Annotated in this window: 17 protein-coding genes and 2 tRNA genes; 7 read left to right on the forward strand and 12 right to left on the reverse strand. The window is 67.4% G+C overall.

The genetic code is table 11. The features are described from left to right. Positions 1-8: 8 nt before the first annotated feature. The gene (locus ACSVDM_RS07020) at positions 9-1,100 is read right to left on the reverse strand and encodes a ferredoxin reductase (protein ID WP_439263669.1); all 1,092 of its coding nucleotides are present in this window, start codon (positions 1,098-1,100) and stop codon (positions 9-11) included. Between the two features lie 145 nt (positions 1,101-1,245). Between ACSVDM_RS07020 and ACSVDM_RS07025 the strand changes: the two genes are divergently transcribed. Beyond that, entirely contained in the window at positions 1,246-1,896 is a 651-nt protein-coding gene (locus tag ACSVDM_RS07025) for a TetR family transcriptional regulator (protein ID WP_067486103.1), read from the forward strand. 185 nt (positions 1,897-2,081) lie between these two features. Here ACSVDM_RS07025 and ACSVDM_RS07030 read toward each other — a convergent pair whose 3' ends face one another. Beyond that, complete coding sequence (locus tag ACSVDM_RS07030; protein WP_439263670.1) at positions 2,082-3,422, reverse strand: MFS transporter; 1,341 nt, start codon at positions 3,420-3,422, stop codon at positions 2,082-2,084. Positions 3,423-3,535: 113 nt separating this feature from the next. Between ACSVDM_RS07030 and ACSVDM_RS07035 the strand changes: the two genes are divergently transcribed. After that, a complete protein-coding gene (locus tag ACSVDM_RS07035; RefSeq protein WP_067642467.1) occupies positions 3,536-4,090 on the forward strand; it encodes a PadR family transcriptional regulator in 555 nt (184 codons plus the stop codon). Then, positions 4,087-6,117: an FAD-dependent oxidoreductase gene (locus ACSVDM_RS07040; protein WP_439263671.1), complete on the forward strand. Its 2,031-nt coding sequence runs from the start codon at positions 4,087-4,089 to the stop codon at positions 6,115-6,117. Before ACSVDM_RS07035 ends, ACSVDM_RS07040 begins: the two co-directional genes overlap by 4 nt. Positions 6,118-6,275: 158 nt before the next feature. Here ACSVDM_RS07040 and ACSVDM_RS07045 read toward each other — a convergent pair whose 3' ends face one another. Both ACSVDM_RS07045 and ACSVDM_RS07050 read right to left on the reverse strand, forming a co-directional pair. Further along, positions 6,276-7,442: a phosphotransferase enzyme family protein gene (locus ACSVDM_RS07045; protein WP_439263672.1), complete on the reverse strand. Its 1,167-nt coding sequence runs from the start codon at positions 7,440-7,442 to the stop codon at positions 6,276-6,278. A gap of 48 nt (positions 7,443-7,490) precedes the next feature. Beyond that, on the reverse strand, positions 7,491-8,819 hold the full coding sequence (locus ACSVDM_RS07050) for a purine-cytosine permease family protein (protein ID WP_439263673.1): 1,329 nt from the start codon (positions 8,817-8,819) through the stop codon (positions 7,491-7,493). Between the two features lie 49 nt (positions 8,820-8,868). Here ACSVDM_RS07050 and cmrA point away from each other — a divergent pair, with 49 nt between their 5' ends. After that, a complete protein-coding gene (cmrA, locus tag ACSVDM_RS07055; RefSeq protein WP_067486092.1) occupies positions 8,869-9,672 on the forward strand; it encodes a mycolate reductase in 804 nt (267 codons plus the stop codon). A 4-nt stretch (positions 9,673-9,676) separates the two neighbouring features. Here cmrA and ACSVDM_RS07060 read toward each other — a convergent pair whose 3' ends face one another. Continuing rightward, positions 9,677-10,573 carry a LysR family transcriptional regulator ArgP gene (locus ACSVDM_RS07060; RefSeq protein ID WP_439263674.1) on the reverse strand — a complete coding sequence of 299 codons (897 nt, stop codon included), beginning with the start codon at positions 10,571-10,573 and terminating at the stop codon, positions 9,677-9,679. A 71-nt stretch (positions 10,574-10,644) separates the two neighbouring features. Here ACSVDM_RS07060 and ACSVDM_RS07065 point away from each other — a divergent pair, with 71 nt between their 5' ends. After that, positions 10,645-11,265 carry a LysE/ArgO family amino acid transporter gene (locus tag ACSVDM_RS07065; RefSeq protein ID WP_067486088.1) on the forward strand — a complete coding sequence of 207 codons (621 nt, stop codon included), beginning with the start codon at positions 10,645-10,647 and terminating at the stop codon, positions 11,263-11,265. Position 11,266: 1 nt separating this feature from the next. Here ACSVDM_RS07065 and ACSVDM_RS07070 read toward each other — a convergent pair whose 3' ends face one another. The 3 genes from ACSVDM_RS07070 to ACSVDM_RS07080 form a co-directional block, all read right to left on the reverse strand. After that, positions 11,267-11,611 (reverse strand): hypothetical protein, encoded by a 345-nt coding sequence (locus tag ACSVDM_RS07070; protein ID WP_439263675.1) that lies wholly within the window; start codon positions 11,609-11,611, stop codon positions 11,267-11,269. Between the two features lie 79 nt (positions 11,612-11,690). Further along, positions 11,691-12,320: a transglycosylase SLT domain-containing protein gene (locus ACSVDM_RS07075; RefSeq protein ID WP_067642507.1), complete on the reverse strand. Its 630-nt coding sequence runs from the start codon at positions 12,318-12,320 to the stop codon at positions 11,691-11,693. Positions 12,321-12,882: 562 nt separating this feature from the next. Further along, positions 12,883-12,955 (reverse strand) — tRNA-Lys (locus tag ACSVDM_RS07080). 252 nt (positions 12,956-13,207) lie between these two features. On the opposite strand from ACSVDM_RS07080, the gene ACSVDM_RS07085 reads away from it, so the two are divergent. Further along, complete coding sequence (locus ACSVDM_RS07085; RefSeq protein WP_439263676.1) at positions 13,208-14,416, forward strand: L,D-transpeptidase; 1,209 nt, start codon at positions 13,208-13,210, stop codon at positions 14,414-14,416. A 56-nt stretch (positions 14,417-14,472) separates the two neighbouring features. Here ACSVDM_RS07085 and ACSVDM_RS07090 read toward each other — a convergent pair whose 3' ends face one another. From ACSVDM_RS07090 to orn, 3 genes are all read right to left on the reverse strand, one after another. After that, the gene (locus ACSVDM_RS07090; protein WP_067486076.1) at positions 14,473-14,814 is read right to left on the reverse strand and encodes a hypothetical protein; all 342 of its coding nucleotides are present in this window, start codon (positions 14,812-14,814) and stop codon (positions 14,473-14,475) included. A 155-nt stretch (positions 14,815-14,969) separates the two neighbouring features. After that, a tRNA-His gene (locus ACSVDM_RS07095) sits at positions 14,970-15,042 on the reverse strand. Positions 15,043-15,096: 54 nt separating this feature from the next. Beyond that, positions 15,097-15,735: an oligoribonuclease gene (gene orn / locus ACSVDM_RS07100; protein ID WP_439263677.1), complete on the reverse strand. Its 639-nt coding sequence runs from the start codon at positions 15,733-15,735 to the stop codon at positions 15,097-15,099. Positions 15,736-15,907: 172 nt separating this feature from the next. Here orn and ACSVDM_RS07105 point away from each other — a divergent pair, with 172 nt between their 5' ends. Continuing rightward, positions 15,908-17,569: a helicase HerA-like domain-containing protein gene (locus ACSVDM_RS07105; RefSeq protein WP_439263678.1), complete on the forward strand. Its 1,662-nt coding sequence runs from the start codon at positions 15,908-15,910 to the stop codon at positions 17,567-17,569. On the opposite strand, the gene ACSVDM_RS07110 is transcribed toward ACSVDM_RS07105, so the two are convergent. Beyond that, the gene (locus ACSVDM_RS07110) at positions 17,570-18,019 is read right to left on the reverse strand and encodes a MarR family winged helix-turn-helix transcriptional regulator (RefSeq protein ID WP_439263679.1); all 450 of its coding nucleotides are present in this window, start codon (positions 18,017-18,019) and stop codon (positions 17,570-17,572) included. Positions 18,020-18,030: the final 11 nt, after the last annotated feature.

The following is an 18,030-nucleotide window of genomic DNA, read 5'->3' on the forward strand; positions in this document are numbered from 1 at the left end:
TCGGTTGACTAGAGGGCGATGTCGACGTCGCCGACGGGTGCGTTCACGCAGATCTGGATCTGCTTGTCGGGGTCGGCGTCGAGTTCGCCGGTGCGCAGGTTGCGGGTGCAGCCGGACACCTTGGTCGCGGTGCAGGAGAAGCAGATCCCCATGCGGCAGCCGTATTCCGGGGTGAGCCCGGCCGATTCGGCCTGTTCGAGCAGCGAGGAACCGTTGTTCTCGGCGGCGACGTCGCTGCCGGAGAAGGTGACGGTGCCGGTGGCCTCGGACGGGTCGACCGGAACGGTGGTGAGGGTGAACTCCTCGCTGTGCACCCGATCCGCGAGACCCTCGGCCTCGAAGATGTTCTTCACGGCGTTCATCAGCGGCGGCGGTCCACACACGAAGGTCTGCGCGTCGGCGAACCAGGGCGCCACGCGCTCGAGCTCGTCGTAGTCGAAAAAGCCGCTGCCGGTGGAGGTCTCACCGTTGACGACCGTGCCCGGCTCCACCGGGAAGCGGTATTCCACCCGGAAGTTGGGGCGCCGGTTGGCGATCGCGGCCAGTTCCGCGCGGTGCGGAATCATCTCCGGCTGACGCGCGTAGTGCAGGAAGGTGACCTCACCGGTGTAGGCCTCGTCGTCGAGGGTGCGCAGCATCGACAGCACCGGAGTGATGCCGCTGCCGCCGCTGATGAGCAGCACCTTCGCGGGCCGCTGCTCGGGCAGCGCGAACACGCCGCTCGCCGGCTCGAGGTTGACGACCATGCCCGGTTCGGCGTGATCGTGCAGGTAGTTCGAGACCAGCCCGCCGGGGTGCGCCTTGACGGTGATCTGCAGGAAACGGTCGCTGCCGCCCTCCGGGTCGATGGGCGAGTAGCAGCGGACGTGGCGCACGCCGTCGATCAGCACCCCGATCTGGATGTACTGCCCGGCCTTGTGTCCACGCCAGCGGCGCGAAGTACGCAGGGTCAGCGTCACCGAGCCGGGCACCGCGCGGGATACATGGGTGACCTCGGCACGCAGTTCCCGCGCGGTCAGCGCCGGGCTGACGAGTTCGAGGTACCGGTCCAGCGGATGCGGCGTCGTCAACGTCTGCACCAGGTCGATCAGTCCCACCATGTGTGTTGCCCCTCTGCGGATGTTCCGTGGACGTGCTGGCGAAAATTTCAGTGCACGCCTGTACACTCACCAGTGTGCCGGATGAACCCGGCCCACTGTCAACCGGCAGCGATGTGAGCCGGACTACATTTCCAAGGAAGCGACTATGGTGAACGGATGTATGCTCACCGATGTGACTGAGCAGGCAGGAACCCGGAATGAGCGCAAAGCGCACACTCGGGCGGCTCTCCTCGACGGCACGCTGGCCCTGGCCGCGGAACGCGGGTTCGCCGCACTGAGCCTGCGCGAGGTCGCACGCTCGGCCGGGATCGTGCCGACTGCGTTCTACCGCCACTTCGCGTCGCTGGACGATCTGGGCGCCACCCTCGTCGACGAGGGTGTCACCGCGCTACGGCTGGCATTGCGCGAGGTCAGGCGCAAGCCCGACGCCCACCTCGCCGACACCGTGCGGTTCGTCTTCGACCAGGTCGCCGCCAAGCGCGCGCTGTTCGGATTCCTCCTGCGCGAACGGCACGGCGGCTCGGCACCACTGCGTCAGGCCATCGCGATGGAGATGCAGCTGATCGTGCGCGAGATCGTCGCCGACCTGTCGCGGTTGCGTGCGCTCGACTCGTGGAGCACAACGGAACTCGAGATCGCCGCGGATCTGCTGGTCAGCACCGTCACCGACGGCATCGGATCATTCGTGTCGGCGACCCCGCGCGAAGAGGCGGCGGTCGTGGAGCGCACGGTGATGCAGATGCGCTTGATCGCCTTGGGTATCGCCGCATGGCGCACCCGCCTCCCCGAAAATTAAGGCCGGTCCGCCTCCCCGAAAATTAAGGCCAGACTCAGGTGCGGGTGGACTTGCGTCGGCGGCCAGACAAAGTTCGTGGTTGCGGTTGTTCGTACCCGGTGAGTTACCCATGTTCTTGCGGATTTGCGGTTGAACCGGTTGGGAGTACAGGTGTTCACAAATCGGAGCGGGTGAAATCGGTGACACTACACAGGTTTGGCGTCCTGCACGGCTCTCGGTGCACGCACCGGGAGCAGGACAAGTAGACCGACGGTGAGCACGACGAGTAGGCCGATGATTCCGGCGCGGTCGTTGTGGAAGGCCCAGGCGAACAGGCCGAACAGGGCTGGTGCCAGGAACGAGACTGCGCGGCCGGTGGTGGTGTACAGGCCGAACAGCTGACCCTCGCGACCAGGTGGGGCGAGACGGGCCAGGAACGATCGGGCCGAGGCCTGCGCGGGGCCGACGAAGACGGTCAGGGCCAGACCGAAGATCCAGAACATCAGCGAACCGGTCACCACCAGCAACACCGCGCCGCAGACGATCATCCCGATCAGCGAGCCGACGATCACCCGCTTGGGTCCGAGCCGGTCGTCGAAGCGGCCCGCCGCGATGGCCGCCGCGCCGGCCACCACGTTCGCGGCTACACCGAACAGCAGCACATCGGCGTCGGCGAAGCCGTACACGCCGACCGCGAGCACGGCACCGAAGGTGAACACCCCGGCCAGCCCGTCCCGGAAGATCGCGCTGGCCAGCAGGAACCACACGGTGTGCCGGTCGGTGCGCCACAGGTCGCGCACGTCACGCCACAGCACCCGGTAGGAGCCGAGGAATCCGACGCGGTCGGCGCCGGGATCGGCACCGGTGCGTGGCAGTTCGGGCACGGTGAACAGCACCGGCAGCGCGAACACCGTGAACCAGACGGCGGCGAGCACGATCACCAGTCGCACATTGAGGCCCTGATCGGTCGGCATGTCGAGCAGGCCGCGGCGGTCGCCGTCACCGGCGAGGAAGCCCGCGTAGCAGGCGAGCAGCAGCACGATGCCACCGAAATAGCCCATCGCCCAACCGAATCCGGACACCCGGCCGACCGTCGCAGGCGTCGACACCTGGCGCATCATCGCGTTGTAGGGCACCGTCGCCAATTCGAAGGTGGCCGAGGCGAAACCGAGCAGGACGAGTCCGAGCCACAGGTCTCGGTAGTCGGCCTGGACGAAGAACATCAACGCCATCGCACCGACGGTGAGCGCGGTCAACGTGGCCAGCGCGCGCTTGCGGGAGCCGACCGCGTCGAAGTACTGCCCGCACACCGGTGCCGTCAGCGCGACCACCAGACCCGCGCCCGCCAGCGCCCAACCGAGCCACGCGCTCGCGGAGATCGCTCCCGGCAGGTCCTTGCCGACCTTGTCGGTGAGATACACCGAGAACACGAAGGTGAGCGTCACGGCCTGGAACGCCGAGGACCCCCAATCCCACAGCCCCCACGCCATCACCTGTCCGCGTCCGGCCGCCTCGCCGATGGTCGCGGACGCGCTCACCTCGGTCATGCACCGAGCGTAACGGCGCGTTCGGCGCCCGGCAGGGCATCGACGATCCGCCGCGCCGTCAATTCATATGAACCTGGTTGCATAGAACCGTTGGTTGCGCATATCCTCGTCGCATGGCACTCGAGCACGCGCTCCTGGTCTCGCTGAGCGAGCGAGCAGGCTCCGGGTATGAACTCGCCCGTCGATTCGACAAGTCGATCGGCTACTTCTGGAGCGCCACCCACCAGCAGATCTACCGCGTGCTCAAGCGGATGGAGGAAGCCGGCTGGGTCACCGTGGAATCGGTCGCCCAGCAGGGCAAACCCGACAAGAAGGTGTACTCGGTCGCCCCCGCCGGAGCCGAGGAATTGGCCCGCTGGATCGCCGAGCCCGCCGAATCGGTGCCCACCCGCGACGAACTCGGCGTCAAGGTGCGTGGCGCCGCGCACGGCGATATCGACGCCGTCTGCGCCGAGGTCGCCCGCCATCGCGCCGAACACGCGCAACGCCTCGAGGAGTACCAGCTCAGCGAGAAGAAATTCTTTCCGGCGCCGGACCAGCTCTCCGGCACCGCTCTGCACCAGTACCTGGTGCTGCGCGCGGGTATCCGCGCGGAGACCGGTTACGTCGAATGGTGCGACGAAGTACTGCAGGCCCTGCGACCGCGAAAAGGTGACCATCGCCCATGACTGCCTATCCCCATCTGTTCGAGCCCCTCGACCTCGGCCACACCACCCTGCGTAACCGGGTGGTCATGGGTTCCATGCACACCGGCTTGGAAGACCGCGCCTGGGACACCAACAAGCTCGCCGCCTACTTCGCCGAGCGCGCACGCGGCGGTGTGGGGCTCATCATCACCGGCGGGTACGCACCCAACCGCACCGGCTGGCTGCTGCCGTTCGGCGGCAAGCTCACCACCAAGACCGAGGCCTACCGGCACCGGCGCATCACCAAGGCGGTGCACGACGAGGGCGGCAAGATCGCCATCCAGATCCTGCACGCGGGCCGCTATTCCTATATGCCGACCAGTGTTTCGGCCTCGGCCGTGAAGTCGGCGATCAACCCGTTCAAGCCGCGTGCCCTCTCGGCCAAGGGCATCGAACGCACCATCGACGACTACGCCCGCTGCGCCGGACTGGCGAAGTTCGCCGGGTACGACGGTTGCGAGATCATGGGCGGTGAAGGGTATTTCATCAACCAGTTCCTCGCGCCACGGGTGAACAAGCGCACCGACAAGTGGGGCGGGACCCCGGAGAACCGGCGGCGGCTGCCCGTGGAGATCGCCCGCCGCATCCGCGCCGAGGTGGGCCCCGATTTCATCATCGTGTTCCGGTTGTCGATGGCCGAGCTCGTGGAGAAGGGCCAGACCTTCGACGAGATCGTCGCGCTCGCAGAGGAATTGGAGGCCGTCGGCGTCGACATTCTCAACACCGACATCGGCTGGCACGAGGCTCGGGTGCCGACCATCGTCACCTCGGTGCCGCGTGCGGCGTTCGTGGAGTTCACCGCCAAGATCGCCCGCAAGGTGAACATCCCGGTGTGCGCGTCGAACCGGATCAACATGCCCGAGATCGCCGAGGAGATCCTCACCCGAGGCGACGCGGACCTGATCTCGCTCGCACGCCCCCTGCTCGCCGATTCCGAATGGGCGAACAAGGCGCGCGGCGACCGCGCCGACGAGATCAACACCTGCATCGCCTGCAACCAGGCCTGCCTCGACCACGCCTTCGGCAACAAGAAGGTGTCGTGCCTGGTGAACCCGCGCGCGGGCAGCGAGACCACCCTCAACCTGCTGCCCACCCGACGCACCAAACGCATCGCGGTGGTCGGCGCGGGCCCCGCCGGCCTGTCGGCCGCGGTGAGCCTGGCCGAGCGCGGCCATCACGTCGACCTGTTCGAGGCCGACGACAAGATCGGCGGCCAGTTCGACATCGCCCGCCGCATCCCCGGCAAGGAGGAATTCGACGAGTCGATCCGCTACTTCCGCCGCAAGATCGAGCTCACCGGTGTCCGGCTGCATCTCGAAAAACGTGTCAGCGCAACCGAACTCATCGACGGCGGCTACGACTCGGTGGTGCTGGCCACCGGCGTACGTCCCCGCATCCCCAACATTCCCGGCATCGACCATCCGATGGTGCTGTCGTACGCGGAGCTGGTGAAGCAGGAGAAGCCGGTCGGCAAGAAGGTCGCGGTGATCGGTGCGGGCGGTATCGGTTACGACGTGAGCGAATATCTCACCGTCGAAGGGCATCCCACGCTCAAGCTCGACGAGTGGAAGGAAGAGTGGGGCGTCGACTCCGACAACGAGCAGGTCCCCGGCCAGCTCAAGAAGCCCAACCCCTCCCCCGCCGCCCGCGATGTCGTTCTGCTGCAGCGTAAGTCGACTCCGTTCGGCAAGGATCTCGGCAAGACGTCCGGGTGGGTCCACCGTGCTGCGCTCAAGGCCAAGGGGGTCGAGCAGATCGGTGGGGTGAATTACGAGCGCATCGACGATTCGGGTCTGCACATCAGCTTCGGGGAGAAGCGGGAGAATCCCCGGGTCATCGAGGTGGACAACGTGATCGTTTGTGCCGGACAGGAATCGGTGCGTGAGCTCGAGGAACCGTTGCGGGCGGCCGGGGTCGAGTTGCATCTCATCGGTGGGGCCGAGCTGGCTGCTGAGCTCGATGCGAAGCGGGCCATCGACCAGGGGACGCGATTGGCTGCTCGCCTCTAGACCCGGTCGTCCGACGCGACGGACGGCCGTTGCGACGCCCCCATCCACCGAACTCGCATCCGGTGGGTGGGGGTGTTGTCTTTGGTGGGGAGGTGCGGTGGGTGGCCGCTCCGAGTAGTACCGCACAGCTGAGGATGTGCAGGTCGGCGGTGAGTCCCTCAGCGGGCGGACAGGTCTTGGAGCAGTGCTCTGAGGTCGTGGCCTTCGGGCGTTTCGTACCAGCGCAGGTGGCCCAGAAGCCAGTCGTGGTAGGCGATTTCGGCGTTGCGGGGTTTCCGTGGGACCGTGAGGAAGTAGTCGATTTCGGAGAGTTCGTAGCCGATGTGTGCCAGTGGGAGCAGATCCGGAAACAGTTGGCTTTCCGCGTGGTTCAGCGGACGGATGGACTGGTAGCCATCGAACAGGGCGGTGATCTGGTCGGTGCGAACGTTGGCGGGGCCACCGTCGCGGAGCGAGATCCAGTCCACGGCGGTACGTTCCACGGCGGTGACGAGGTCGAAGACGGCGGTGGTGCGGTCGGACAGGCCGAAATCGATCACCGAGGTCGCCTCGTGGTCGCGCCAGAGGAGATTGGTCGGGTGCCAATCACCGTGCGTCCACAAGGGTTCGACGGTGGTGAGGTCGGCGCGGAGGTCGGGGGCTTCTCTGCGCCAATCGCGGTCGGCGAGGAAAGCCGCGAGAGCGGGCCGGCGCGCGATATGCCATTCGAAGGCGCCGATGACGTCGCTGTGCATGCTGGCGAGCAACGGGCGGGCGGGACGTGCGGGTGCGTCGAAACCCTCGGCTGCCGAATGCAATCGGGCCAGCATCGTGCCTGCTCCGGCGGCGTCCTCGACATCGCGGAACGGTGTCCAGGAGAAGTCCGCGCGATACCGATCGTCCCCTTCCCCCAACCGATGCACCTCATAGACGAAGGCACGACGAGGATCGGCGTGGCCGTCACCTGCGCTGTCGGGCACGACGCCGAACCCGTGCTGTCCAAGCTGGTTGCAGTAGGCAGCCGCTCGCAACTCGGACCCGGTGACGGTGCGTACCTCCGGCACCGGAATCCCGCGTGCGCGCAGGTGTGCCATGAACCGGTGCTCCTCCGCCAGGGCACCCAGGTCACGCAGCGCACTCGGCAACCGTTTGACGACCAATCGCTCACTACCGGTACGCACTCCGACCGTCGCGGAAAGTGGTCGTGCACTTCGCCATTCGATCGTCGCCCCATCGAAGCTCCATGTAGCCGCGACGGCCGAGGCGGCTTCGGCTTCGGTGAGCGCGGGCCATGTCGGTGCGGCCAGCGGCTCGTCGCCCATTCCGAAAACGCGCTCCTCATCCATCGCTCGGACTCCGTCCGGCCGCCCGGAGCACCCCGCCGCGCCGCCGAATCACCGTCGCCGACCGACGACCACGACGACACCGGTCGCGGCACCGGCCGCGAGGAACGAGAAGAGCGATGCCGACGTCCACCAGGTCGGATGCACGCCGAGCGCGTCCTGGATCCCGGTCCACCGGTCGGCCCACCACGACACCGAGCCGGGGTTGCACAGCTGGTACACCACAAAGCCGATCGCCCAGGGCAGCAGCATGATCGGGCGGGCGGGCGAATTGTCGGACAGGTCCCAGCCGGTTCGGCCGCGCCCGAAGAAGTAGTCGACCACGAGCACGGCGGTGAGGGGAACGAACACCGAACCGATGAGCAGCAGGAAGTTCGCGTAAGAACTGAAATCGCGCACATTCAGGGCGAAGACGGTGGCGAGCACGCCGACGACGGCGGCCAGGATGCGGCGATCCACGCGCGGCAGCAGGTTCTGCAACGACATGGCCGTGGAGTACACGTTGGCGAAGGACTGGTCGGTCTCGCGCAGCACGAGCACCGCGAAGAACACCCAGCCTGCGGTGATCCCGAGGAACGAGTCGAACAGCTGGTTCGGGTCGCCGCCCACGTGCAGCAGCGCGACGATACCCAGCAGGTAGCACCAGATCTGGGCCACCGAGTACCCGATCACGGTGGCACCGCCCGCCACCTTCACCGACCGCGAATGCCGGGTGTAGTCGGCGGCCAACGGCACGAACGACACGGCGACGGCGAGCGCGGTGTCCACAGCGGGAAAGAACCCGGACCAGGAGGTCTGACCCATATCCGGCAGCGGCTGACGCAACATCTGCACGGTGAAATACAGCATCGCGATACCGACCGCCACGGTGACGTAGCGCCGCAGGATCCCCACCACGTGCATCGGCCAGATCGCCATCACCGTGCTCAGTACACCGGCCGCGATCACCGCCACCGCGTGCGGCACCCGGTCGCTGGTGAGCGCCGCGATACCCGCCGCGATCACGGTGAGCTCGTACACACCCCAGCCGATGCACTGCACCACATTGGCCACCGTCGGCAGCCCGGACAGTTTGGTGCCGAACAGCCCACGGAAATTGGCCATCGCGGGCGCACCGGTTCCGGCGCCGACCGCACCGGCGGCGGCCACCATCGACGTGCCGACGATCGTGCCGACCACGGTCGCCAGCACCGCCCCGAGCAGCGGCAACCGGTCGTACCCGGGCGGCTGCAGCACATAGATGGCCCCGGTGAACCCGATCAGGCTCACCCCGAGATTTGTCCAGAAGGCAGCCTGGTCGGCGAACCCGAACGTGCGCGGCGGCTCGGTGGAGAGCAGCAGCGGCGCCTCCTGGGCGCGGGGCGAGGAGTCAGTAGTCATAGCAAGAGCCATGCTATGGCCGGGCGGGCGATCCCCTAAGCTTCGCCGTGTGAGCCTGCCCTCCCCCACTGCTGACAATCGTGCTGTCGTCACCGGCGCGTCCTCCGGTATCGGCACCGCACTGGCCGCCGAACTGGCCGGGCGCGGCTATTCGCTGATCCTGGTGGCCCGGCGCGGAGAGATCCTGACCGAACTGGCGCAGCGGCTGACGCTGGCGCACGGCATCACCGCCGAGGTCCGTGCCGTCGACCTCGCCGACCGCACCCAGCGCGCGAGCCTGGTCGACGAGCTGTCGGTGCGCGATATCGCCATCCTGTGCAACAACGCGGGCATCGCCACCTTCGGCCCTGTCGCCGAACTCGACTTCGCCTACGAACGCGCGCAGATGGAACTCAACGCCACCGCCGTGCACGACCTGACCCTGGCCGTGCTGCCCGGCATGATCGAGCGCAAGGCGGGCGGCATCCTGATCAGCGGCTCGGCGGCGGGCAATATGCCCATCCCGAACAACGCCACCTACGCGGCGTCGAAGGCGTTCGCCAACACGTTCTCCGAGTCGCTGCGCGGCGAACTCAAGGGCAGCGGGGTCAATGTCACCCTGCTGGCGCCTGGTCCCGTGCGCACGGAAACGCCTGCGCCGGAAGAGGAGTCGATCGTCGACAAGATGGTCCCCGACTTCCTGTGGGTGTCGAGCGAATACACCGCGAAGGTGTCGATCGACGCCCTGGCCCGCAACAAGATGCGTATCGTCCCCGGCCTGATCAGCAAGGGCATGAGCGTCGCGGGCAACTACGGTCCGCGCGCGATGACGGCCCCGATCGCGGGCGCGTTCTACAAGAAGCTCGGCGGCTGACAGCTCACTCGACGGGCAGCAGGGCTTTCGCGGCGGCCGTGATGATGGCGTCGGCGACCGCGTTCAGCGCGGGCGAATCCAGCTTCCACTGCTGCCAGTAGAGCGGCACGTCGATCCGCGCCCGGCCGTTGATGTTCACCAAACTGCCTGCGGCCCGGTCGGTTTCGGTCTGCAGATCGGGCAGCATGCCCCAGCCCATGCCGAGCCGGACCGCCTCACGGAACGCGGTGGAGGACGGCACGAAATGTGTCGGCGGATCGGCGGGCTGCTGATTGGCGCCGCGCAGGTGGCGGGCCTGCAGGTCGTCGTTGCGGTCGAACTGGATCATCGGCACGTGGGTGTAGGAGCCGGGTCGCGCGCCGTCGGGGAACCAGTACTGCGCGAAGTCCGGCGTGGCGAGCGCCTGATAGCGCATGGCCCCGAGCGGTCGCACCCGGCAGCCCTGCACCGGGGTGGCGGTGGAGGTGATCGCCGCCATCACCGTGCCGTCGCGCAGCAGCCGGGTGGTGTGTTCTTCGTCCTCGCGGTGCAGTTCCAGACACGCGATGCCGGCGATCCGTGACACGGCGGGCAGCACCCACGTCTCGAGCGAGTCGGCGTTCACCGCGATCGGAATGCGGGCGGGTCGCCCGGCCGGCCGGTCCGGCTCGCCGAGTTCGCGCGCGGTATCGGCGGCGAGCACATGCACCTGCCTGGCCAGTCGCAGCACGGCGAGTCCCGATTCGGTGGCCCGCACCGGTTTCGACCGCTGCACGAGGATGCGGCCCGCCGCGTCCTCCAGTGCCTTTATCCGCTGGCTGACGGCCGACGGCGTGAGGTTCAATCGGCGGGCCGCCGCGTCGAAGGTGCCTTCGGTGAGCACGGCGTCGAGCGCGCGTAGCTGGTCGAGCTGCAGATCCACATCAGCGATTCTAATGGTTCTGCAGAATTATTAGCTGGACTGAATGTAGCGAGGTTCCTAGCGTCATGGATATGACGACATCGTCGGCCGCGGTGGCCGCACTCTCCGGGTTGGGTTTCGGGCTCTCGCTCATCGTCGCGATCGGCGCGCAGAACGCGTTCGTCCTGCGACAGGGCGTGCGCGGCCGACACATCCTCCCGGTGGTCGCGGTGTGCGCGCTCTCGGATGTGGTGCTGATCGCGGCCGGAGTGGCCGGGTTCGGCACCGTCGTCGAGTCGTTTCCGGCGGTGGTGACCATCGCGCGGTGGGCCGGGGCGGCGTTCCTTGTCTGCTACGCCCTGTTCGCCGCCCGGCGGGCGTTCGGGTCGTCGGCACTGCAGGCCGACCTCACGGGCACCTCGGCGGCACTGGGCGCCTCGGTGCTCACCTGTCTCGCGCTCACCTGGCTCAACCCGCACGTCTACCTGGACACGCTCGTCCTGTTCGGCTCGTTCGCCAGCACCTGGGCGCCCTCGGAGCGGTGGTTCCTCGCGGCCGGGGCCATGCTGGCCAGCGTGCTGTGGTTCTTCGGCCTCGGTTACGGCGCCAGTCGACTCGGCCCGCTGTTCGCGAAACCCCTCGCCTGGCGCATCCTCGACTCACTGATCGCGGTGGTGATGCTCGCACTCGCGATCGGTCTCGTCCTCGGCTGACTCAGGACTGCGCGGACCACGGTGCCACCGGTGGCTTGACCCACAGCAGCTTCTCGTCGGCATGGGCGCGGCGTGCGGCCTCGTGATCGGGGTTGCGGGCGGCCCAGGCGTCCTTCTGATCGAGCAGATCGGCGACCACCCGCCACGTCTCGTCGGTGCTGGGCGGATTGGTCTCGGCCGCCCGGGCGAGCTTGCGCAGCGTCGGCGCGGGCAAGGCGAGCAATTCGGCGCCGCTGATGTCGCGAGCCCACAGGTAGGCCGCCAAGCGGCGGGCCTTGGCGACGCGGCTGGCTGTCGCCGCGTCGGAATGCGCGTGATCGGGTGCCTGATCGGCGCTGTCTGGCACGAGGGCATTCTAACGGCGAACGCCCGCGCCCCGGTCTTCCCCAACCGGTGCGCGGGCGTTGCTGTGTTCGCAGTGCGTATCAGTACGCGCTGTTGACGTTGTCCATCGAGCCGTAGCGGTCGGCGGCGTAGTTGCAGGCCGCGACGATGTTGGCCACGGGGTGCCACACGTCGAAGGGGGTGCCCTCCACGTGGTAGGCGGCGAAGGTCGGGTCGATCACCTGGAGCAGGCCCTTGGAGGGGATGCCCGCGGCGGCGTTGGAGTCCCACAGGTTGATGGCCTGGGGGTTACCGGTCGACTCGCGCATGATGTTGCGCATGATGCCCTCGTAGCTGCCGGGGATGCCCTTGGCGGCCATGATGTCGAGGGCCTCACGGATCCAGCCGTCGAGGTTGTTCGGGTACACCGGCGCCGCGGGGGCGGGCGCGGGCATGGGGGCGGGCGCCGGCTCGGGAGCCGGGGCCGGGGCGGGCAGCACCTCGGGAGCGGGGGCGGGCACGGCCTCCACGGCGGGGGCGGGGGCGGCACCGACGGCCGGGATGGCCTCGGCCTGCTCGACGACCATGGCGGCACGCTGCGGGACGCTGTCGTCGGCGAAGGACACCGCCGAGGACGCGGCAACGGCCACCAGGCCGACCGCGGCGACCGCCACGGTGAACGCCTCGCGGCGGTGGCCGATCATGGAGTTGAGCTTGTCTTTGACGATCATGTTCTTCTCTGTTCCTTCATCTCTGTCTGGCGACCGCGAGGCCCCGGTGGGGGCGCGGTGGACCGCGCAGCGCGCGCAGCGGCGCACGCCGGTCAGGCGATGTGTTGTTTCTGTCGGTATGGGAATGTGCGACGCTGTGGTGACGGAGACGCTCGATGGCTGTCCCGCTCGTCGCACGGTGCTCCACAGCTGGCTGCGGGGAGACCACGCGCTGTTCGGTATCCGGGTTCCCGGTGGCTAACCAAACCGCAGGTCTGTTTGTGACCTGATGACAGAATGGTCACGGTAGGTTAACGCGAGATGAACGAAATCTGAACGGCAGGTGCTGGCGATCTTGGTCGCTTCTACCGGTGGTTGCAGAATCGTTATGTATGCAGGGGGTTTAGAACCGCGACGACCGTGGTATGGGTCACAGAAAAAGTTTGCCCGAATCAGGTTTCCTGGCTGTTCGCGGTGGCAAAACGGGCGCGCGAGGCCCCGAAGATAACGATCGATAACGAGGCTGGCAGACCGCAAAAAGACCGCATCCCGGCAGTGGTAACTGCCGGGATGCGGTCTGCTGTGCGCCATCAGGGACTCGAACCCCGAACCCGCTGATTAAGAGTCAGCTGCTCTGCCAATTGAGCTAATGGCGCTTGTTTCGCTCCGCTCCGCGGGGCGTTTGCTCCGCTCTGCGGTGCGGAAGAAACATTAACAGGCCTGAGGGCGAAAAGTGAAATCGGGCTCTGACCAGCACCGATACCGGACGGTTCGCAGTGTTAACAGATCGGGCCCCGGCACGTATCTAACGATTGCCCACTCGGGTCGTGTCGCCGCGCTTTCGACGTTGGTGGCGACCGGGCGGACTGGCAGAATGGCGGGGCGTCGGTATGGAAACGGGGTTGGACATGGGTAAGAAGCGGGGGAAACCTCGGTCATTGCGGATGATCGTTCCGGTGGCACTGTTGGCGGTTTTCGCCCTCGGTGCTTCCGCGTGCTCGTCGGCCGAGGGTGCCGGGGTCGAGGTGGCGATCGACCGTAACCCGATCACCGAACTCATCAAGCCGAAGCTGGTCTCCGAGATCAAAGACGGCCAGGTCGGCGTCTCGCCGGGGATGCCGCTGAAGTTCCAGGTGCAGGACGGCAAGTTCACCGAGGTGAAGCTGACCAACCAGCAGGGCACGCAGGTGTCGGGTCAGCTCGCGCCCGACGGGCGTTCGTGGGCCACCACCGAGGTGCTCGGTTACGGCAAGACCTATCAGCTCTCGGCCGCCGCGATCGGCCTCGGCGGCACGAACTCCTCCACCCTGAGCTTCACCACGAGCTCACCGAACAATCAGACCAAGCCGTACCTGATGCCCGGCGAGGGCGAGGTGGTCGGTATCGGCCAGCCGGTGGCGATCCAGTTCGACGAGAACATCCCGGACCGCCGCGCCGCGCAGGACGCCATCAAGGTCACCACCGATCCGCCGGTGGAGGGCGCGTTCTACTGGGTGAACAATCGCGAAGTCCGTTGGCGCCCAGAGCATTTCTGGAAGCCGGGCACCCGGGTGAACGTGGAGGTGAACGTCTACGGCAAGGACCTCGGCAAGGGCCTGTACGGCCAGGACAACCTCACCTCGCACTTCACCATCGGTGACGCGGTGATCTTCACCGCCGACGACAACACCAAGCAGGTGACCGTCGAGCGCAACGGCGAGGTGATCATGACCATGCCGACCTCGATGGGCAAGGATTCCACGCCCACCGACAACGGCATCTACATCGTCGCCGACAAGCACGAGAAGATCATCATGGACTCGTCCACCTACGGTGTCGCGGTGAACTCCGCCGACGGCTACCGCACGCCGGTGGACTACGCCACGCGGATCTCCTACAGCGGCATCTTCTTCCACTCGGCGCCGTGGTCGGTGGGTCAGCAGGGTTACTCGAACGCCAGCCACGGCTGCCTGAACCTGAGCCCCGCCAATGCGCGCTGGGTGTACGAGAACGCCAAGCGCGGTGACATCACGATTATCAAGAACACGGTCGGCGGGACGCTGTCGGGCGTCGACGGGCTCGGTGACTGGAACATTCCGTGGGCGGAGTGGAAGGCGGGCAACGCCGACGTCTCCTGACCCGTACAGCCGAAAAAGGCCGCCGGATGTCTCCGGCGGCCTTTTTCGTGTCCTGATCAGACCGGGGTGGGCAGATCGGCGCAGTCCATCATGGCCTCGCCCGCCACGGCCATGGCGCTGCCGAGGGCCCCGCAGAGGATCCGTCCACCGAACAGCAGGCGGTCGAGGTTGGGCAGGCCTGCCGAGCCGGTGCCGGAGGACCCGGTGGTCTCGAGGCCGCCGGTCGATCCGCTCTGCGCCGATCCCGTTTCGGGCGGTCCAGGCAGTTCCATGCCGCCCGAGGGGGTGGCCGTGAAGTCGGTGAGGGGCAGGCCGGGGGTCTGCGCCGCCGAGGTGCCTGCAACGGGGCCGAGCACGGTGGCGGCCGCGAGGGCCACGACGACGGTGGAACGCTTCATCAAGGGTCTTTCCGGTCGAACGAGGATATGGCGACCCACACATTTGGGCAGCCGTCCAGAGTGTAGCGGTTCAAACGTGACCTGCGTCATGAAGCGGATGTGGGCTCCTACAACGAAGAAGGCCCCGATCCACAGGATCGGGGCCTTCTCTTCGGGGTGACCGACGGGACTCGAACCCGCGACAGCCAGGATCACAACCTGGTGCTCTACCAACTGAACTACGGTCACCATCACCGGCTTGCACCGGCGCGGTAAATACTAGCTTGTACCGGCCCCGATGCCCTAATCCGCTGGTCGGGACCCTGTTCCGGTGACGTCGACGGCCTCGGTGACCGCCGCCGCGATGCTCGCGATGTCGGCCGAGGACGGGCCGGGCGGCGCCACGAAGGCGGTGCGCCGGTAGTACTCCAGCTCGCGGATGGACTCCTTGATGTCGGCCAGCGCGCGGTGCGCGAGCCCCTTCTCCGGCTGACCGAAGTAGATGCGCGGGTACCAGCGGCGGCACAGTTCCTTGATCGAGCTCACGTCGACCATCCGGTAGTGCAGGTGCGCGTCCAGCTCGGGCATATCGCGCGCGATGAAGCCGCGATCGGTGGCGATGGAGTTGCCGCACAGCGGAACCGTGCGCGCTGCGGGCGCGTACTGGCGCACGTACTCGAGCACCTGCTCCTGGGCCTGCTCGAGGGTCACGGTCGAGCGCCGGACCTCCTCGGTGAGACCGGATTTCGCGTGCATGTCGGCGACGACGGGTGGCATACAGGCCAGGGCGGCGTCATCGGCGTGGATGACGATGTCGACACCGTCACCGAGAATGTTCAGGTCGCTGTCGGTTACGAGCGCGGCGATCTCGATCAGCTTGTCGCTGTCGAGACGGAGCCCCGTCATCTCGCAATCCATCCAGACCAAGAGTTTGTCGGACACCCGAGCCACCCTAATGGGGTATCGGCGCGCCTCGCCGACAGGTGTGTCGCGCGGGCGCGGCGGAGGTGTTTGCCGACGACACCCGCCGAAGGCCACCACAGGGGTGACCGGCACGGATACAGTTTGCCTGAGATTGTCCGTTCATGTTCTTGCGATCGAGACGGAGGACGCGATGACCACCCCTCAGGAGAAGGCGGCAGCGGCTCGCCTGGCAGCCGAAGAGGCCGCGCGCGTCGCCGCCGAGGCAGCCGCCGCGGCGGAGGCCGCCGAGCGGGAGGCGGCGCAATCGGCTTCGGCGGCAACGTCACCCGACGCCTCGGCCGGGTCGGGTGACGCAGCACAGATCGCGGCCGGTTACGCCTTCGACGGTCAGGCTCTGGAGCTGGGCACCGTTGTCGTCGACGGAACCACCGATCCCGCTGCGCGCGTGCGTATTCCGTTGCGCATGATGAACCGCCACGGGCTCGTCGCGGGAGCGACCGGCACGGGCAAGACCAAAACCCTGCAGGGCATCGCCGAACAGCTCTCGCGGGCGGGCGTTCCCGTGGTGCTCGCCGATGTGAAGGGCGATCTGTCGGGTCTGCGCGACCCCGGTGCCGACAACGACAAGATCCGCGCTCGCGCCGCCGAGACCGGTGCGAGCGACTGGGCGCCGAGCGGTTTCCCCACCGAGTTCGTCTCGCTCGGCACCGAGGGCATCGGCGTGCCGATCCGCGCCACGATCACCTCCTTCGGCCCGATCCTGCTCAGCAAGGTCCTCGGTCTCAACGACACCCAGGAATCGACCCTCGGGCTGATCTTCCACTGGGCCGATCAGCGGGGCCTCGCCCTGCTCGACCTGAAGGACCTGCGCGCGGTCATCACCCACCTGACCAGCCCCGAGGGCAAGGAAGACCTCAAGGGCATCGGCGGGGTGTCCAGCCAGACCGCCGGGGTGATCCTGCGTTCGCTGGTGAATCTCGAGGCCGAGGGCGGCGACACGTTCTTCGGCGAGCCCGAACTCGATCCCGCCGATCTGGCCCGGGTCGTCGACGGGCAGGGCGTCATCACGCTGGTCGAACTGGGTCAGCAGGCGGCGCGGCCGGCGCTGTTCTCGACGTTCCTGATGTGGGTGCTCGCCGAGCTGTTCCAGACGCTGCCCGAAGTGGGTGACGTCGACAAACCCAGGCTCGTGTTCGTCTTCGACGAGGCGCATCTGCTCTTCGCCGACGCCTCCAAGGCGTTCCTGCAGCAGATCGAGCAGACCGTGAAGCTGATCCGCTCCAAGGGTGTCGGCGTGTTCTTCTGCACCCAGCTGCCCACCGACATCCCGAACGCGGTGCTGTCGCAGCTCGGTGCCCGCGTCCAGCACGCGCTGCGCGCCTTCACCCCCGATGATCAGAAGGCGCTGGCGAAAACGGTTCGCACATATCCGAAGTCGGAGGTCTACGACCTCGAGGAGGCGCTCACCAGCCTCGGTACCGGTGAGGCGATCGTCACAGTGTTGTCGGAGAAGGGGGCGCCGACCCCGGTCGCCTGGACCAAGATCGTGCCGCCGCGGTCGCTGATGGACACCATCGGTGACGACGCCATCCGCTCCGCCGCCCGGTCGAGCTCGTTGCAGGGCAAGTACGGGCAGAGCATCGACCGCGAATCGGCCTACGAGATGCTGCTGGCCAGCGTGGCTGCCGCACCCGCACCGGAAACAGCCCCGCCGCCCGCCGGACCGGACGCGGATTCGGCGGCCGAACGGATCATGAAGAACCCGGCCGTGAAGAGCTTCCTGCGCTCGGCGGCCAGTGCGGCGGGGCGCGAGATCAGCCGCAGCCTGTTCGGCACCCGGCGACGCCGGTAGTCAGCTCTGCTCGACCGCCGAGGCCACCTTGTCCGAGAGCGACCGCAATGCCGCTGCTTCCTGACGGGTCATGTTGTCCACGAAGAGCTTTCGCACCAGCTCGACATGTTCGGGCGCGGCGGCGCGCAAGACCTCGCGCCCGTGGTCGGTCAGCGTGACGACGATGCCGCGTGCGTCGTCGGCGGCCGGGGCCCGGTCGACCAGCCCCCGCGCCGCCATCCTGGCCAGTTGCTTGGACAGCCGCGACTTGTCCCAGCACACCTCGGCGGCCAGATCCCTGGCACGCAGACAGCCCTGCGGTGCGGCCGAGAGCGGAACCATCAGCTCGTAGTCGGCCATCGACAGCCCGTGCCCGGCCAGCCCGGCCGACAACGCCGCGTCCAGCCGCTGCCGCATCCGGATGAAGGCCTGCCAGGTCTGCTGCTCTTGCTCGGACAACCATCGGGTCACGGGAATGATCC

Source organism: Nocardia sp. JW2 (assembly GCF_051843015.1).
In the GTDB taxonomy this organism is placed as follows: Bacteria; Actinomycetota; Actinomycetes; order Mycobacteriales; family Mycobacteriaceae; genus Nocardia; species Nocardia coubleae.

Excerpts from the sequence above, each read along its gene's own strand:
- ACSVDM_RS07020 (WP_439263669.1), bottom strand. The coding sequence starts at position 1,100 with ATGGTGGGACTGATCGACCTGGTGCAGACGTTGACGACGCCGCATCCG.
- ACSVDM_RS07025 (WP_067486103.1), top strand. The coding sequence starts at position 1,246 with ATGGTGAACGGATGTATGCTCACCGATGTGACTGAGCAGGCAGGAACC.
- ACSVDM_RS07030 (WP_439263670.1), bottom strand. The coding sequence starts at position 3,422 with ATGACCGAGGTGAGCGCGTCCGCGACCATCGGCGAGGCGGCCGGACGC.
- ACSVDM_RS07035 (WP_067642467.1), top strand. The coding sequence starts at position 3,536 with ATGGCACTCGAGCACGCGCTCCTGGTCTCGCTGAGCGAGCGAGCAGGC.
- ACSVDM_RS07040 (WP_439263671.1), top strand. The coding sequence starts at position 4,087 with ATGACTGCCTATCCCCATCTGTTCGAGCCCCTCGACCTCGGCCACACC.
- ACSVDM_RS07045 (WP_439263672.1), bottom strand. The coding sequence starts at position 7,442 with ATGGATGAGGAGCGCGTTTTCGGAATGGGCGACGAGCCGCTGGCCGCA.
- ACSVDM_RS07050 (WP_439263673.1), bottom strand. The coding sequence starts at position 8,819 with ATGACTACTGACTCCTCGCCCCGCGCCCAGGAGGCGCCGCTGCTGCTC.
- ACSVDM_RS07065 (WP_067486088.1), top strand. The coding sequence starts at position 10,645 with ATGACGACATCGTCGGCCGCGGTGGCCGCACTCTCCGGGTTGGGTTTC.
- ACSVDM_RS07075 (WP_067642507.1), bottom strand. The coding sequence starts at position 12,320 with ATGATCGTCAAAGACAAGCTCAACTCCATGATCGGCCACCGCCGCGAG.
- ACSVDM_RS07085 (WP_439263676.1), top strand. The coding sequence starts at position 13,208 with ATGGGTAAGAAGCGGGGGAAACCTCGGTCATTGCGGATGATCGTTCCG.
- ACSVDM_RS07090 (WP_067486076.1), bottom strand. The coding sequence starts at position 14,814 with ATGAAGCGTTCCACCGTCGTCGTGGCCCTCGCGGCCGCCACCGTGCTC.
- ACSVDM_RS07105 (WP_439263678.1), top strand. The coding sequence starts at position 15,908 with ATGACCACCCCTCAGGAGAAGGCGGCAGCGGCTCGCCTGGCAGCCGAA.